General features: G+C 42.6%; 12 protein-coding genes. 3 read left to right on the forward strand and 9 right to left on the reverse strand.

The genetic code is table 11. From position 1 onward, the window contains the following. Positions 1 to 438: 438 nt before the first annotated feature. From VE944_RS09580 to VE944_RS09590, 4 genes are all read right to left on the reverse strand, one after another. Entirely contained in the window at positions 439 to 777 is a 339-nt protein-coding gene (locus tag VE944_RS09580; protein WP_229554078.1) for a CpeR family transcriptional regulator, read from the reverse strand. Then, positions 687 to 881 (reverse strand): hypothetical protein, encoded by a 195-nt coding sequence (locus VE944_RS33990; RefSeq protein ID WP_349256794.1) that lies wholly within the window; start codon positions 879 to 881, stop codon positions 687 to 689. The genes VE944_RS09580 and VE944_RS33990 overlap by 91 nt, the downstream gene beginning before the upstream one ends. Further along, positions 871 to 1059, reverse strand: a complete 189-nt coding sequence (locus VE944_RS09585; RefSeq protein WP_324975748.1) for a phycobiliprotein lyase — start codon at positions 1057 to 1059, stop codon at positions 871 to 873. The genes VE944_RS33990 and VE944_RS09585 overlap by 11 nt, the downstream gene beginning before the upstream one ends. A 318-nt stretch (positions 1060 to 1377) precedes the next feature. Continuing rightward, a complete protein-coding gene (locus VE944_RS09590; RefSeq protein ID WP_324975751.1) occupies positions 1378 to 2298 on the reverse strand; it encodes an ATP adenylyltransferase family protein in 921 nt (306 codons plus the stop codon). A gap of 183 nt (positions 2299 to 2481) precedes the next feature. Between VE944_RS09590 and VE944_RS09595 the strand changes: the two genes are divergently transcribed. Continuing rightward, positions 2482 to 3744 (forward strand): HhoA/HhoB/HtrA family serine endopeptidase, encoded by a 1263-nt coding sequence (locus tag VE944_RS09595; protein ID WP_324975754.1) that lies wholly within the window; start codon positions 2482 to 2484, stop codon positions 3742 to 3744. 142 nt (positions 3745 to 3886) lie between these two features. Here VE944_RS09595 and VE944_RS09600 read toward each other — a convergent pair whose 3' ends face one another. After that, positions 3887 to 6073 (reverse strand): putative bifunctional diguanylate cyclase/phosphodiesterase, encoded by a 2187-nt coding sequence (locus VE944_RS09600; protein ID WP_324975757.1) that lies wholly within the window; start codon positions 6071 to 6073, stop codon positions 3887 to 3889. Between the two features lie 292 nt (positions 6074 to 6365). Between VE944_RS09600 and VE944_RS09605 the strand changes: the two genes are divergently transcribed. Together VE944_RS09605 and VE944_RS09610 are read left to right on the forward strand one after the other, a co-directional pair. Continuing rightward, positions 6366 to 12032, forward strand: a complete 5667-nt coding sequence (locus VE944_RS09605) for an AAA family ATPase (RefSeq protein ID WP_324975760.1) — start codon at positions 6366 to 6368, stop codon at positions 12030 to 12032. A gap of 8 nt (positions 12033 to 12040) precedes the next feature. Beyond that, complete coding sequence (locus tag VE944_RS09610; protein ID WP_324975763.1) at positions 12041 to 12508, forward strand: response regulator; 468 nt, start codon at positions 12041 to 12043, stop codon at positions 12506 to 12508. Between the two features lie 27 nt (positions 12509 to 12535). On the opposite strand, the gene aroF is transcribed toward VE944_RS09610, so the two are convergent. The 4 genes from aroF to VE944_RS09630 form a co-directional block, all read right to left on the reverse strand. After that, positions 12536 to 13594 (reverse strand): 3-deoxy-7-phosphoheptulonate synthase, encoded by a 1059-nt coding sequence (gene aroF, locus VE944_RS09615; protein ID WP_324975768.1) that lies wholly within the window; start codon positions 13592 to 13594, stop codon positions 12536 to 12538. 325 nt (positions 13595 to 13919) lie between these two features. Further along, a complete protein-coding gene (locus VE944_RS09620; protein WP_324975771.1) occupies positions 13920 to 14390 on the reverse strand; it encodes a PAM68 family protein in 471 nt (156 codons plus the stop codon). Between the two features lie 12 nt (positions 14391 to 14402). Next, complete coding sequence (gene rpsO, locus VE944_RS09625; RefSeq protein WP_041565894.1) at positions 14403 to 14672, reverse strand: 30S ribosomal protein S15; 270 nt, start codon at positions 14670 to 14672, stop codon at positions 14403 to 14405. Positions 14673 to 14876: 204 nt separating this feature from the next. After that, the gene (locus VE944_RS09630; protein WP_324975784.1) at positions 14877 to 17231 is read right to left on the reverse strand and encodes a ComEC/Rec2 family competence protein; all 2355 of its coding nucleotides are present in this window, start codon (positions 17229 to 17231) and stop codon (positions 14877 to 14879) included. Positions 17232 to 17479: the final 248 nt, after the last annotated feature.

Raw genomic sequence — 17479 nt, forward strand, 5'->3', positions numbered from 1 at the left:
AGCAATTTAGTCCACTTAAGTGGACTTCAGCTATGAGCCGTTGAACTTTAGTTCTGGGCGGGATGTCGGTAAGGCGGACATGAGATTACTGATTAAGAATATGAGTTTGCTTCACGCAGAGGCGCAGAAAGTAAGACTTGATTGCGATCGCACTTTCTAAAATTGTCTCATGCGATGCCTACGGCGCTAAACTATGCTACGTTTTTAACTTGTGCTAAAGCGTTTGTCGTTTACGTCTTGGAAAGCTTTTTAGTTATATTCTCTAACAAACTTAGACGGCTAACTGTTAATAACCAACAGCTAATCATTATAAAAAAATTAGCAATCAGACATTAACAACTAGCCGTCAACCCCCAAGGTGAGTATTTAAAATTCAAAACTTAATTTTGAATTGTAGTGTAGACGCCTGTCAGAAAGGTTTCCGCAGGATTGTAACTCTCAAACACGCTCATCAAATTTAGTGTATGCACTACCGGATTTTATCCAGTATTGTTTCAAAGTATGATGAGGCGTATGTAAACTAGCTTTCGCCTGATATAAAATTACTTGGCGATGATCGCCCATCCAAATTTTATTAATGGGTTCGACGGATATTACTGTTCCTCCTAAAGAAGCGACACATTGAGAAAATCTTTCAATGGTCGTATATTCTAATGTCTCGAATATAAAAAAGTTGCCCGAACAAATCAAGTGGCGACTGCGAATCCAGCAGCGCATCTTTTTTTCAGCTTGTGGAGGTAACATTTTAGATTTAATAGATTCAAGCTGAATCGACATAAAGCGCTCACCACGGGTAATTCATCAGCAAAACTTTCCCGTTTTTCAAACCGCAAAGGGCTAGGGGTTGACTCCCATATTTGCTCGTGGGTTTCAATATCCATACCTTTCTCTAGACTTATCCATACAGATTTCTACTACCACCGCCGACTTATCGACGGATTGAGGCTCAATGTCAGTGCTAGAAAGCACTTGTTCAAGGTGAGCGAATGCTAGATAACGATCGCTATGGTGCGATCGCCATTGTCCAGTTGAAAGTTCAAAGAATTCAGTAATTTCCATTAGAAAAGTGATTTAAAAAGGTAGCTTACAATCCAAAAGGTATTTTAGCTAAAAAGTTATTTTCCTAGCCTCTTAGATCATAACCGCATTCAGCAGTGCTAAGTATTGTTAACGGGAGCGGGGTATTGAGCCAGTGCTGAGTTGCCTAAAAAACTATTTGATATCTGCGTTCAGGGTTTAAAAGATGAAGATATCACATTGAATTTTGGACTTATTTCGCCCACAGCGCGGCTTGTACCTAAAATCTCCAATTGGTACGGTCAAGCACTTAAACTTTCACGAGTTATTGTGCGTAAATCTGCATTTCAAGTAGTTCACCTAGCATATAGCAACATTCTTGAGGATGGTCATCGGGCCTTGGGCTTTGAGAATCTCCATTTCTGCTGCATTCCGCACTAGTAAAGCACCAGCGAATCCTAATGAATTCACAGATATAGACTGGAAATGCTCCTGCGATCGCGGTACAATTAACATCCATTCTCGTGTTGCTAGCAGATTATAAGCACCAGATCCTACAGAATGTAGCAAAGTATGATAAACTTCCAGTGTTGCTTGCGCCCCTGCGAATGGCGATCGCACCCAATCGGGATTTAATGGTGCGAAAGCGTGTACAAAAGGAAATTTTGCTATTGCGTTGGTAAAGCCTACCGTTGGCGTAGCGGATGCACCAGAAGGTATCGATTCCTGAGATTGTGCTGCTGTTAGCAGAGGTTCAATAGGTATCTGCGGCCCCGAAGGTGCAAGTGGTAGCGGCACTAATTGCAAATGTTTATGTCGCTGACTAGCACCTGCGGTTTTGCCACTGTTGTAAAATGCTAAACCATCAAAATCAGCCAAACATGCCCACATAGCTGTAAAATCTTCCAGGGTAAGTAAGCTTTCCTGTTCCTCGAAGGCACGAGTGATGATTAGCAGGTGATAATTAACAACATTAAATTTATTTAAAATACATACATGGGTATCGGAAATATCCGCCACAAATAAATCCTCTTCGTAGGGCAAAAAAGGATTAAACTCTTGACCAGAAGTAGCAGATTGTTTTTCTTGTTTCTCCTTGTCTGCTTTTTTGCGATTCAGGTTAGACAAAATCCGCACTAAAAACCGCACACCATCCTGTTCAACAAATTCAAATTCTGTCGGAATCGACAGAAGCGCTCCGCATTGCAAAGCATATTCAGTTCGTTCTTTAACACTTGTCCATAAAGTGCCAGGTTTAAGTAAAATTTTCCCCTGTGCCATTTTTATTCCTTCAGGCATGGTACAGAACACGCAGCCTAAAGCTGTGCGCCTTTACGAATGACTATATTCCAAAACGGTTCAGTAAAATACCAAACCTTTCACAACAACGCAATACCTTTGCAACAAAACTGTCACAAATTATATCTACATTAGTAATACATCTAAATATCCTTCCAGACAGCAATGCAAAACGAATCTCGTGACAGAGAACACCCATCAAATAGCATTTCACGTAACACTGCTGAAGCCAAATACCCTAATCGAGCGCCCTGGAAAAAGGCTGCCGCCTCTCTATCGCTGGTGCTTCTGGGATCAGGTATGACATTGGCAGGCGGCTATATGGCTGGACATTCTCGGCAAGTGTCTGAGAGTGCATCTAATTTGGCAGTTAGTCGAGTAAATGCTGCTCCTCCATTACTAGCCGCCACAGATCCTAACTTTGTAACACGGGTGGTGCAAAAGGTTGGGCCAGCAGTAGTGCGGATTAACTCTTCCCGAACGGTAAGAAGCCGGATACCAGATGAATTTAACGATCCGTTTTTTCGCCGCTTTTTTGGTTCGCAACTGCCACAATCAAGAGAAAGGGTAGAACGGGGTACTGGTTCAGGTTTTATCATCAGTGCCGATGGTCGGATTCTCACTAATGCCCATGTGGTAGATGGTGCCGATACAGTTACCGTGACACTCAAGGATGGGCGCACCTTGCAAGGTAAGGTGTTAGGAAAAGATGAATTAACCGATGTTGCTGTTATCAAGGTTCAGGCAGAGAATTTACCTTCTGTAGCCTTAGGTAACTCAGATCAATTGCAAGCGGGAGAATGGGCGATCGCGATCGGCAACCCCCTTGGACTAGATAATACAGTAACTACCGGAATCATCAGTGCTACCGGACGCAGTAGTAATCTGATTGGCGCTTCCGATAAGCGAGTAGAGTATATTCAAACTGACGCAGCGATTAATCCTGGTAACTCTGGCGGCCCCCTGCTAAATTCTCGTGGCGAGGTGATTGCCATGAATACAGCAATTATCCAAGGGGCACAAGGATTAGGCTTTGCTATTCCTATCAACACAGTCCAACGTATTTCCAGTCAACTAATAGCTACAGGCAAAGTAGAACATCCTTATCTGGGAATTCAGATGGTAGGGTTAACGCCTCAGCTAAAACAAAATATCAACTCAGATCCCAATAGCGGTTTGAGTGTGAATGAAGATAAAGGTGTATTAGTTGTGACAGTTGTCCCAAATTCACCAGCTGCTAAAGCAGGGATACGTGCTGGGGATGTGATTCAAAAGCTTGACGGGCAAACAGTCACAGATGCCAGCAGTGTTCAAAAGGCAGTAGAAAATAGCCAAGTTGGGGGCGATTTACGCATGGAATTACGTCGCAATGGGCAAAGTCTTAACATAGCCGTGCAACCTGGTGCTTTCCCCACGCAAGTGCAATAAAAAAATTTTGCTATCAATTGCATAAAAGTTAATTTTCTGGGATGGGTATTTTGCCCGTCCTTTTTTTTTCAAAAGATATTTGAGAAGCTTAGTGATTATAAGTAGCAGCTACACTGAGAAAACCTGTAAAATAGACTGGGGATTAAGGACTAGAGATTGGGCCACAAGCTGATAAATACAAGCTTTTACTTGCCAGAAGTGCTTCTGCTGTCTCGTAGCTTAGGGGCTTAGAGAACAAGTAACCTTGACCAAATTCGCATCCAAGTTGCTGTAACCATTGAAGTTGCTCTGGTGTTTCGATACCTTCTGCAACAACGGCTAGTTCAAGTTGATTGCTTAAAGCAATAATGGTACTAACGACCTGATAATTACGGTTCCCTTCCTGCATCTGACTCACAAAGGAGCGATCAATCTTCAAATTATCAGCCGGTAAACGATGGAGATAATTGAGCGATGAATAACCACTACCAAAGTCATCAATGGTGATTTGAATCTTTCTGGCCTTTAATTGGGTTAATAAATCAATTGTTTTACTGATATTATGAATCAACATACTCTCAGTGATTTCTAGAGCAATAAAATCGCCTTGTAAACCCGTTTGGGCTAGTGTTTTATCGATGTTTTCAATTAAGTTAGCTTGGCGAATATCTTGAGCAGAGAGGTTAATACTAATCTTGAGCGGAAAGTGATTAGCAAACTTGGTTTTCCAGTTTGCCATTTGTTGGCAAGCACTGGAGAACATCCAGCGATCAATTTGCACAATTAGCCCGGTTTCTTCGGCAACAGAAATAAATTGCTCCGGCAAGATAAAGCCGCGAGTTGGGTGTTGCCAGCGTACCAATGCCTCAAATCCAATCAGCCGATATGCTTGCAGCTCCGCTTCTCTACAAGACGCTTGGCAAATAGGTTGGCTCTGTTCGTCATAAGCATCGCTAAGTATGTCAATAATAGGCTGATAGTATATAACGAACTCTTCTCGTTCTAAAGCTTTACGGATATCGGTTTCTAAAGTTAGTCGCTTTACGGCTTGAGTATGCATTTTTATATCAAAAACTTTGTATGAATTTCTTTCTTCAGCTTTGGCTCTATACATGGCAATATCGGCATCTCGAAGTAAATCGGAGGCTTGAGAATAATCCTTTGTTCCTAAGACAATACCGATGCTTGTACTGATAACCACTTCGGAATCATTAAGTATTAATGGTGTTTCAAAATCTGTCAGAATACGTTCAGTAATTTGAATAGCCTTTTCAAGAGTGGAAATATCCTCCAGCAGAATTACGAACTCGTCACCACCGATTCGAGCGACTAAATCAACCTCCCGCAGATGAGCTTTTAGCTTCTGAGCAATGGTCTTTAGTAGTTGATCTCCAGCTAAATGTCCTAAGCTATCATTGATCACTTTGAACCGATCTAGGTCGAGAAATAAGACGGCGTAACGATAGGTTTGTGCTCGTTTAGCTCGGTTAATGGCTAGTTCTAGCCGCTCCACTAAAAGTGTCCGATTTGGTAAATCCGTCAATGGATCGTGCAAAGCGTTGTGAGTAATCAGTTCTTGTGCATGTTTGCGATCGCTCACATCTAATAAAACACCATGCCAGACAATATCCCCGTTTTCTTGAGACTCTGAACGAGCACTTGCCTGTACCCACTTAAGTTTGCCAGAGGGTGTAACTAATCGCCATTCATAAGAGAATGGTTTTAAACTTTGAGCGCTTTCTTTGGCAGCCAGATAACATCCAGCCTGGTCATCAAAATGAATTTGTTCAAAGCAAAGAGAGGCATTTTCTAAAATTTGATCTGGTGTTAACTCTAGAAGGTCTAGACAGCCTAAACTGATGTACTCAAAGATAACAGAACCATTAAAATGATGCACAAAACTGTAAATCATTCCCGGAATATTAGACGCTAATGTTTGTAGTAGATTTTGGGCTTGTTTGCGCTCTACTCGCACCTGAGCATCTCGAAGTTCTCGACGTACCGCCACTGGCAACCGATTTAAGTTGTCTTTCATTACATAATCATGAGCACCCGCTTTCATCATTTCCACAGCAGATACTTCGCCGATTGTGCCAGAAACCAGAATGAAAGGAATATCTTTCTGACTCTGCTGGGCTATTTCCAGAGCCATAGGAGCATTGAAGTCAGGCAATCGGTAATCTGAAATGATTACATCCCATGTACTGCTATTGAGGGCTGTGTGTAGCTCTTCGGCTGTTTGGACACGTTGCCAGATTGGATTGAAACCACCGCGACGCAGTTCACGGATAATTAACATGGCATCGGTTTCTGAGTCTTCAACCATCAGGACATTCAAGAGTTCACTCATATCTCATACCTTATATCCTCATAACTCAAGAGAGAAATGAGAAATAGTTTCTTTTAAAAATACCCGCTTAGTTAAACTCCGACACTGCCCTTAATATAGATCAGCAGGAGTTTGCCTACCTTTAACCAGTTGCTCTGAGCAATTTGTCTGGTTAATTGAGATGGTAACTGGATTTACGCCGTACTATACTAGTCTAAATAAATGATTTAATCAGGGTTCGATTATTATATAATCGGGTTTGCGAGTCAACCCTGCTTTGCTCCTCAGTGTAACGATTGAAGGCGGTTGAATCATGCTGAAAATTCCTGAATATAGAATTTGGACAAAAATCCATGAAAGTGCTAATTCACGAGTCTATCAGGGAATTCGCGAACGGGATCATTTGCCTTTAATCTTCAAGATTTTGAAGAAAGACTATCCCACCCCAGAGGAAATCACACGCTATAAGCTCGAATACGAAATTACGCATAGCTTATCATTAGAAGGTGTTATCCAGGCTTACGGCTTGCAGCAATATCAAAGTACTTTTGTGATTATTCTAGAGGATTTCGGGGGAGAATCTTTAACAAAAATTATAGCCACAAGAAGATTCTCCTTAATAGAGTTTCTGAAGTTAGCTATTCAGATCACTGAAATTTTAAGTGAAATTCATACCGCAAATATTATTCATAAGGATATTAATCCATCCAATATTGTTTTAAATATAGAAACACAACAACTTAAAATTATTGACTTTGGAATTTCAACTGCGCGTTTGCGGGAGACATTAACTCTCAAAAATCCAACAGTATTAGAGGGAACATTAGCTTACATATCTCCAGAGCAAACAGGCAGAATGAACCGTTCTCTAGACTACCGAACTGATTTTTACTCTTTAGGTGTCACCTTTTATCAACTATTAACTCATCGGCTCCCGTTTGAATCTAGTGATCCCCTGGAGTTGATTCATTACCACCTAGCTCTGGAACCTGTTACACCCCATCTTCTTGATCCAGAAATTCCTATAATAGTTTCAAAAATTGTTATGAGACTATTAGCTAAAACGGCAGAAGAACGGTATCAAAGTGCCTGGGGACTTAAAACTGATTTAGAACAGTGTTTAATTCAGCTACAACATAGGGGGCGAATTGAGCCTTTTTTGTTAGCGCAACAGGATATTTCTGATAAGTTTCATATCCCGGAAAAACTCTATGGCAGAGAAAGGGAGATTGAAACGTTATTAGCAGCGATCGCTAGGGTAGCAGGTAACAGAGATGGGGAGAGGGACGAACTGTCGTCTTCTCAAGTTGAACTGATGCTGATAGCAGGATACTCCGGTATTGGCAAGTCAGTATTGGTGCAGGAAATTTATAAACCTATTACGCAACAACGGGGCTACTTTATTTCGGGCAAATTTGACCAGTATCAGCGCAATATTCCTTACTTTGCGATCGCTCAAGCCTTTGAGTCACTCATCAAACAATTACTGACCGAAGACGAACTACATCTGTGTCAGTGGCGAGACAAGCTCTTAACTGCTCTCGCCTCAAATAGTCGCGTCATTACCCAAGTAATTCCAACATTAGAATTAATTGTCGGCAATCAACCAGACGTAGCAATTCTACCGCCAACAGAAGCCCAAAATCGCTTTAACCAAGTCTTCCACAATTTCATTCGTGTCTTTACCCAGTCAGAACATCCACTTGTCATCTTTTTAGACGATCTCCAGTGGGCAGATAATGCCTCGCTGAAGCTGATTCAACTGCTAGCTACCTCCACCGAGAAACAATCGTTATTATTGATGGGGGCATACCGGGATAACGAGGTGAATACAGCTCATCCCTTGATCCAGATGGCAGAGGAAATTCGTCAAGCTGGAGGAGTAGTGAACCAACTTTCTCTCGCAGCATTAAGCCTACCTGATATCAATCATCTAATTGCCGATACATTGCACTGTCAACCAGAGAGTTCCTTCCCCTTAACGGAACTCGTGCAACAAAAAACTGGTGGGAATCCCTTTTTCATCAATGAATTTTTGAAATCTCTTTACACGGAAGGTTTGCTGGAATTTGATCACCAAACAAAGAAATGGCAATGGTCGATAGAGTTAATTCAAAATCGGAGGATTACCGATAACATTGTGGAGTTGATGACAGGTAAGATTCAGAAGCTTAATGAAAAGACGCAGCAAGTGTTGCAGCTATCTGCCTGTATTGGCAACTCTTTTGATTTGGAAACCCTAGCATTTGCGGCTGAACTATCCCAACGGGAAGCCGCGCAAGCATTGGGAGTAGCGATCGCTCAAGGGTTGATTTTGCCCATGAGCAATGCCTACAAATCGGTTGTATTGGATGTGCCACTCCCTGGCAACCCTGCCATTGAATATAAATTTGTTCACGATCGCATTCAGCAAGCAGCTTATTCTCTGATCCCCGAATCAGAACGGAGAAATGCTCATCTGCAAATCGGCAAACAACTTCTCCAGCAAGCTTCTGCCGAGCAGCGAGAGCAAAATATCTTTGACATTACCAATCAACTCAATTTAGGTAAAGAGCTAATTAAAATCCAGGCAGAGCAGGATGAACTAGCTCAACTAAATTTGATGGCAGGGGAAAAAGCGAAAGCTTCTACAGCATATAGCTCTGCTCTGAAATACTTCCAAATAGGTTTAGATTTGTTGGCAGATAATTGCTGGCAGACTCAGTATGACTTGACTTTAGCGCTGTATAGTCTGGCAGCAGAAACAGCTTACCTCAATGGCGACCTAGAGCTAATGGAAGAATTGGTAAGTTGCGTACTAGAAAATACCAAATCGCTAGCAGCCAAAATTAAAGTTTATGAGGTAAAAATTCAAGCCTATTGTGGACAGATGCAATTTTTAGAAGCACTGGCCATTGGTCTTCAGGCTTTAGAGGAATTAGGTGTGCATCTGCCAACTGCACCAACTCCAGAGGAGATTCAGCAAGCATTCTCCAATACTGTCCGCACCTTGGAGGGTAGGGAGGTGGAAGATTTATTTGATCTACCAAGCATGACGGATGCGATCGCTTCCCTCAGCATCAGGTTACTCGCAAACTTGCTCGCCCCATCCTATCAAGCAGCCCCGGCGCTATTTCCACTAATCATTCTGGAGATGGTGAATTTATCAATTAAGTACGGCAATCATGACCTTTCTGCTTTTGCCTATGCCGCCTACAGTAACATTTTGGGCAGCGTACTGCTAGAGATTGAAACGGCCTATCAGTTTGTGCAGTTGGCACTTAAGCTACTAGAACAATCCAGCAACTTACTAATCCGTTGTAAAACCCTGTTCATGGCCAACGCCTCTGTGCGGTTTCGGAATGTTCACCTCAAAGAAACGATTAAACCATTACAGGAGGCTTACCAAATAGGCATTGAGACGGGAGATTTGGAATTTGCCGCATACAGTATTTTGCACCATTGCGACCACTGTTTTTTTACAGATATGCCCCTGTCTGAACTGGAACAGAAACTGGAAAGCTACATCCAAGTACTCACTCAACTGAAAGAATCTACTAATGCCAATGCACTCAAAGTTTATCAACAGACAGTCTTGAACTTGATGACGACATCTCCTACTCCCGAAGTTTTGATCGGTGAGGCTTACGATGAATCACAAGAATTACCTTTGCTGCAACAAGCTAATCATCATAAAGGGCTGTTTTATCTTTACTTCAATAAGCTGTTTCTTTGCTATTACTTCGAGAATTTCCCCCAAGCAGTTGACAACGCCAATCAAGCAGAAAATTACCCAAATGGGGGCAGATCAAATGCTGTTTTTCCCATCTTCTATTTTTATGATTCCCTGGCGCGACTGATGCTTTATCCGCAGGTGAATCACGAGGAGCAGGTAATAATTCTCCAACGTGTAGCTGACAGTCAACAGAAAATGCAACTTTGGGCACATCATGCCCCAATGAACTATCTCCACAAGTGGTACTTGGTAGAAGCAGAACGGCATCGAGTGTTAGGTGAGGTAGTGGCAGCAATGGATGCCTACGATCGCGCGATCGCGCTGGCACGAAAAAATGAATATCTCCAAGAAGAGGCGCTGGCAAACGAACTAGCAGCAAAGTTTCATCTGGTAAACAACCGGATGACGATCGCCAAAACCTATCTGCAAGAGGCGAAGTATGCTTATTTAAGGTGGGGGGCAACCGCTAAAGTTCAAAACTTGGAAAGACGCTATCCTCAACTGCTAGAACTGCGATCAGAAAGAACTAGAACAGGTAAAGTTGATCCTACAGAATCGGCTGCAACTAAGGTAGAAGCACTTGACCTAGAAACAGTTTTGAAAGCCTCTCATGCGATAGCCAGTGAAATTCTCTTAGATAAACTTCTGGCAAAACTGATGACCATTCTGATTGAGAATGCTGGAGCGCAAACGGGTTATCTGATTTTGCCTACACAAGATGAATGGCGGGTTGAGGCGATGGGGTCGATTGGCAATGAGACAGTAGCTGTTTTGCAATCCATTCCCCTGGAATCGAAATCAGCAGATAGCACTCCTTACTTGCCAACTGCCCTGATTAATTACGTGGTTCGCACCCAAGAAAGTGTTATTCTCGACAATGCTGCTCAATTAGGCAACTTTCAATCTGAACCCTGGATTGTACAGCAGCAATCAAAATCAATCCTTTGTGCTACTCTTTTGAACCAGGGAAAACTAACTGGAATTGTCTTTTTAGAAAATAATCTCACTACCAGCGCCTTTACCCCAGAGCGAATTGAAATCTTCAGTCTACTTTCTACTCAAGCAGCTATTTCCATTGACAATGCCCGTCTGTTGAAGCAGCAGGCAGAACTGAATGAATCCTTACGGGCTGAAATTACCGAACGCCAACGAGCAGAGAAAGACCGCGATCGCTTAATTACCATCCTGGAAGCCTCTACTGACTATATTGGCATGGCTGATCCCCAAGGCAATATTCTCTGGAATAACACTCAAGCCAATAAACTCGCAGAGATGCCTTTAAGTAAAGATTCTGCCCTTAGTATCCCCAATTATCATCCTCAGTGGGCATTAGAACTGGTTCAAAATGAAGGAATTCCAACGGCAGTTCGAGATGGCACTTGGGTTGGTGAAACGGCTTTAATAGACAGAGATGGCAAAGAAATCCCAGTTTCCCAATTGATCATTGCTCACAAAGCATCAGATGGCAGCCTAGAATATCTTTCTAGCGTCACGCGGGATATCAGCGCCCTCAAAGCAGCTGAGGCAGAAGTCCGCCAACTGAATACTGAATTGGAAGAACGAGTTATCCAGCGAACTGCCGAATTGCGAGATGCTAACAAAGCGTTGGAGGCTTTTTCTTACTCTGTTTCTCATGATTTACGGGCACCACTACGGGCGATCGTTGGTTTTTCGAGAATGATGCAAGAAGATTACGGTGAGCAACTCGATGCCGAAGGCAATCGTTATCTGAAAATTGTGCGAGAGAATGCCAAACGCATGGGTGAGTTGATCGATGATCTGTTGAACCTATCCCGCCTAGATCGTAAGGAAATGTCTCGGCAGCCCGTCTTGCCAAATGAGATAATTCAACAGGTGCTGAGTGATTTAGCCTCAGATTTGGAGGGTCGTCAGATTGAGTTTGCGATCGCTGATTTACCTATATGTCAGGCTGACCCTTCACTGCTCAAACAAGTTTGGATAAATCTGTTATCGAATGCGATTAAGTACACTCGTTATAAATCCCCTGCTTATATTCAAGTGGGCTATGAGGTTATGGATGGGGAAGAAGTGTATTTCATTAAAGATAACGGAGCAGGATTTAATATGCAATATGCCGATAATCTGTTTGGGGTATTCCAACGCCTGCACCGCGAACAAGATTTTACAGGTACAGGGATCGGACTAGCGATCGTGCAACGCATTATTCAACGCCACGGCGGGCGCATTTGGGCCGAAGCAGTGGTCAATCAAGGTGCGACCTTTTATTTCACCCTTCAAGGGTAAACTAACCCATGACTGATCAACCCACTGACTCATCTTCGGAACAACCAATTTCCATTGTGTTAGTTGAAGATAATCCTACTGATGCAGAACTAACTATCCGAGCATTACGTCGCGCTAGAATCAGCAATCACATTCAACTGCTTGAAGATGGAGCCGAAGCCCTCGATTTTTTCTTTTGTCGGGGAGACTATGCCCACCGTAGCATGACGAATCAACCCAAAGTCATTTTGCTGGATTTGAAGCTGCCAAGAGTAAGTGGATTAGAAGTTTTACGGCAACTCAAGTCTGACCCACGCACACAAATGATTCCGATTGTGGTACTGACCTCTTCTGCTGAAGACCAGGATATGATCGAGAGTTACCAGCTTGGGGTAAATAGCTACATCGTCAAACCTGTTGATTTTGAACAATTTAACCAAGCAGTCCAACAGCTTGGTTTTTATTGGGTTTTATTCAACCAATCACCAGTTTCTTAAATCAATAAATGCAGTTGTAACTTAATTCTAAGTCAGAGCTACTGCTGGTTGCTGCCAGCGTCCCACCGCCTTACCAATCACTGCTAATTCTTGCATCAAGTTATCGAAACGATCTGGTGTCAGAGATTGGGGCCCATCGGATAAGGCTTTGGCAGGATTGGGGTGAACTTCTATCATCAGGGAATCTGTGCCAGCTGCGATCGCAGCCATCGCCATCGAAGGCACAAACTCAGACCAACCTACACCGTGGCTGGGGTCAATCATAATTGGCAGGTGAGTCAGCTTCCGCAACACTGGTACTACTGATAAATCCAGCGTATTCCGCGTATACTGACGGTCAAAGGTGCGTATTCCCCTTTCACACAAAATTACATTGGGATTGCCAGATGCCAGAATATACTCGGCTGCCATCAACCAATCTTCAATAGTAGCCGCCATTCCCCGCTTCAACAGAACTGGTTTCGGCTGCGCTCCCACTTTTTTAAGCAAGGAGAAATTCTGCATATTCCTTGCCCCCACTTGGATTACATCAGCAATTTCGGCAATTTTATCTAGGTCAGCAGCATCCATCACTTCTGTAATAATACCTAGTCCGCTTACTTCCCGCGCCTTTGCCAACAAATCCAAAGCACTCTCGCCGTGTCCTTGGAACGCGTAAGGTGAAGTCCGGGGTTTGTATGCCCCGCCGCGCAAAAATTTAGCTCCAGCCGTCTTGACGCGCCGCGCTGTTTCCACAATCATTTCTTCATTTTCTACGGAGCAAGGACCGGCAACGACTACTAAAGGCTGGTGTTCACCAAATATCACCGCTCCATTGGGAGTATTAACCACCACTTCTGAAGCTTCGCCATGGCGGTACTGACGACTGGCTCGTTTGTAAGGCTGCTCTACCCGCAACACCTGCTCAATCCAAGGACTAAGTTCCTGAATTTGTAGTGGATCTAAGCTGGCGGTTTCACCTACTAAACCAATAACTACTTTGTGTTGACCAACAATTTTTTCTGGAGTTAGCCCCCAGCTAGTTAGTTCCTCATCAATGCGGTTTATTTCCGCCTCTGGGGAACCACTTTTCATTACTATAATCATGTGAAAGTTCCTGATTATTAATTGAGTAAAATTGTCTGTAAACGGACTAGCTTTATTATTACTTGTTAGCCTAATTACAAAGAGTTAAAAATAAGGTTTATTTACAACAAAATATAGCGCTCAGTCAGCAATTTTACTGCTAAATAACTGAACATGGGGTATAAAAAGATAACATAATTTAAATTACCAATGTTGAAGTTATAAACTTTTAACTTCAACATTCACGGGTTCGGCACTTCCTTCAAGTCGGGAAACCCGCCCAACGGAGTGCCTCACTTCTTCATCTACCCAATACCGCAGTTATCTAATACCTGAGCGCCGATAATTATGAGTTTTTTTGGCGAGTTTCGCGCCAAACAGCCACCATTCGTCCCCAATTGGTGTTGAACTCACCCAAACCCAGCAAACTTCCGACTCTTTCTTCATCCCAAGAAGCAGAAAGAACGCCATAAGTTATCCCTAAAACCCCCAAACCAAATAATCCCATGTTTACCAATAACACGGCGATGGGAGGTAGTTGAATCTCAGAGTAGATAGCAAGCAGATAGCTGACAACTAGGACGCTAATGCCCAAAGCTGTTGGTACACCACAGAACCCAGCTACCCGGCGGATCATGCGCTGGCTGACTACTTGGGGAATAGCCATCTCTTGTTTGGTGTAAGACCGTTTTCTATCAGCCTGTTTACCAGATTCTTGTGGCTGTGCTGCTGGTTTACTTTGAGTTTTTGTGGGCTTTTGGCGCTTTTTGTTTGGTTCAAAGGGCAAGCGACTGCGTTCAGATTCTTCAGCAGACATAAGCGATAATCCCTATCCACGAATACCGAGACGAGCAATCAAAGCTTGATACTTTTCTCGGCTTTCCTGCGATATATAAGCTAGAAGACGCTTGCGCTGACCAATTAGCTTCAACAGTCCCCGCCGGGAAGAATGGTCTTTTTTATTTGCCTGGAGATGTTCACTGAGGCGGTTAATGCGCTCAGTTAGCATGGCAACTTGGACATCGGCCGACCCAGTGTCGGTTTCGTGAACTTGGTAGTTGGAAATTATTTCTTGTTTCCGCAGTTGCGTCAGAGCCATGATCGATTCAATTTCTAGTTTTTCTAAATGTATGTAGCAGTCTCCTATAATATCACAGCCATCAAGGTGGATGTAGAATCATCTTTGCTCTTACGCCTTGCACTCTAGGAGACTAAGTAAATCAGGAGCCAGACTCCAGTAAGTAAGTCGGCGCGAAATAACCATCTTCAGTTTTAACCATTAAATTTACTTGGTTTTGAGTTTTTATAAGACAGAAGACTTATTTTCTGTAGCTTCAATAAATGCCTCAAAGTCACCATTAGGTGTCCATTGAATAGCCCCATCTCGTCCTGTAAAAAATAGTTTGGTTTGGCTTTGATTTAGTTCAGATAACGCTTTTGTATCAAAGTTGGCAGAAGAAGCGATCGCTACTTGTGGTTGCAGAGCAATAACTAAATCTTTTAATGACTGAGGGGCACACCATAACACTTGTGGACGAGGTAAATTCCCACTCTTAACTAGTTGCTGTACCTCTTTAGACTTTATATTACCTACTAATAACCAATTCTGATCTAGAATTTGCAATTGTAAAATAGGTAATTGATCGTTTATTAATTGCGCCACTATCGAACCCGTTTTCACAGCTTGACCAACTGCTAAAGGTTGGTAAGCTCCTTGATATTTTTGTAGTTCTTGTTGAATTGCCTGAGTCGCAATGGAATTTTCTGGCTTGGGGGAATATTCATAAAAATTCTTGATAGGTAAACGTTGCAGTAATTCCAACCAAGCATTACTTTCATTACTTTGGAAATCAGTTGCGATCGCCCAATTAATTTGATTTACGCCCTGTTGTTGCAAAAACGGTAAGATTGTAAAACGTCCTGTCCCTTCATCGCCACTATTAATTACAGTTACAGTACCTCTATCTTGAACAACTACAATTGGTTCCGTACCAGATTCTAATACCGTTATCCTAAACAATGTATTTGTAGAATGCCAAAGCGGGATGAATACTAAACCAATGGCAATCACATTAGCAAACCACCACCGCTTCTGCCACCAAGGTACTAGCCAAACTAATAGAATCAGTGCATAAATCGCCAGGAGTTGCCAAGTAGATATGCTGCCTACAGCAACAGAATTTCCTGGAAGCTTGCTGAAAAATTCCACTAATTTAATTAGCCAATCAGTCGGGTAATGTAACACCGCAGCTAAAAAACTTCCAGCCTGAGTCCAAATTAAACCCACCAAGGCGCTGATGATTCCACCTATACTAATAATCGAAATTAATGGAGTACTAACCACATTGAGCAACAAACTGTAAGATGGTACAACCCCAAAGACAAAAAGTTGCACAGGTAAAGTCCAAATAGTGGCAGCTAGGGGAACAGCAATCAAAGCAGCGATCGCAGGCGGTAGCCATCCTAATCGATTGACTAATGCGGGTACTGTTACTATTAATCCCAGCGTTGCTAAAAAACTCAATTGAAAACCTAAATCCCAAATCCATAAAGGATTAAACACTAATAATAAAGTCGCTGCTAATAGTAATGAGCCGAACTGTTTTACCTTCCTTTTTAATAGCAAACCAACTAATGCCGCAAAACCCATAATTACGGCTCTAAGAACCGCAGGTTGAAAACCTGTTAAACTCAGAAAAATGATTAAAGCCAAAAAGCCAAGGGTAAATTGCGTTCCTTTACTTGCCCGCCTCGTTAACTGTAAGATCACACTCAAAATCAAAGAAGTTTGGAACCCGGAAGCTGCTAAAGCATGAGCCAATCCTGCTTGTACAAATAAGTCGCGGATATCATAGGGTAAATCAACAGCTTTGCTTCCCAATACCATTGCACTGACAAGGGGCCCTTCTGGGATACCCAACCAACGAACTTGCGATCGCACAATTCGCTCCCGAATTTGCCACCATCCCCATTTACGTTCCTGCTCTAAAACATTTATTTGTCGCCCAATCAAACCAGCGAAGGTTCCTTCCTGCTTGAGAAACTTCTGAAAATCGAAACCACCAGGATTTGAAGCCGCCTTTGGTTTGTACAAAATCCCAGTCACAGCAATTTGTTGACTAGGGTATAACCCAGTCGCCTGAAGTATAGGCACTGTCACATACAATTTGCCTGTAACCCCTTTTGGCACACCTGCTGAACCTTTATCATTTTTGACTTCATCTAGCTGAGTCGCTTCCAGCCAAAATTGTCCACGCTGACTGCGAGTCAAACGGGGATTACTCGCCACTTCGCCACGAACAATTACAAGTTGTTCTTGATTACTACTATTTCCAAGCGGAACAAACTGACTAATATCTTTTGCACTTGGTTGCGGCACTCGCCAATGAAAATATAGAGTTGCCAATAATCCCACTAAGCCAGCAGCTATCCATATTCGAGGATGGGGGTTAGTTTGCCAAGTGTTAGACACAGCCTTATTTTTGCTCCCAGCATTTTCTGTTTTCTGAGCAAGTTGCCGTGAACTGGTGCGTCTTCTAAAAAGAATTGCTCCCACTATCCCCAAAACCAAAATCCATACACCACCCCAAGGAACTGCTGTAAACAACAACCCAAAAATGTAGCCAAGACAAATAATTACACCACTGGTTTGAATCATAAAATTTTTTGTAAAAGCGTCTGACAACCCGAATTTGCAGCTGAATTAAAAATAGCTAGGGCAGCAATATAGAAAAATCGGCATTGCTGAATTTGGCTATGAAATTCAAAAATAAAATATTCTAAACTCTTATTATCTGCGCTTGGAGCGCCTAAGCGTAAGTTTTTCATCTCTTTAATCAGCAACAGCGAAAATTTTTATCCTTGTGGTGAAATATAGTCCATCAAGTTTATACAAAAAAAGCCCGC

The organism is Nostoc sp. (assembly GCF_035638895.1).
Taxonomy (GTDB): domain Bacteria; phylum Cyanobacteriota; class Cyanobacteriia; order Cyanobacteriales; family Nostocaceae; genus Nostoc.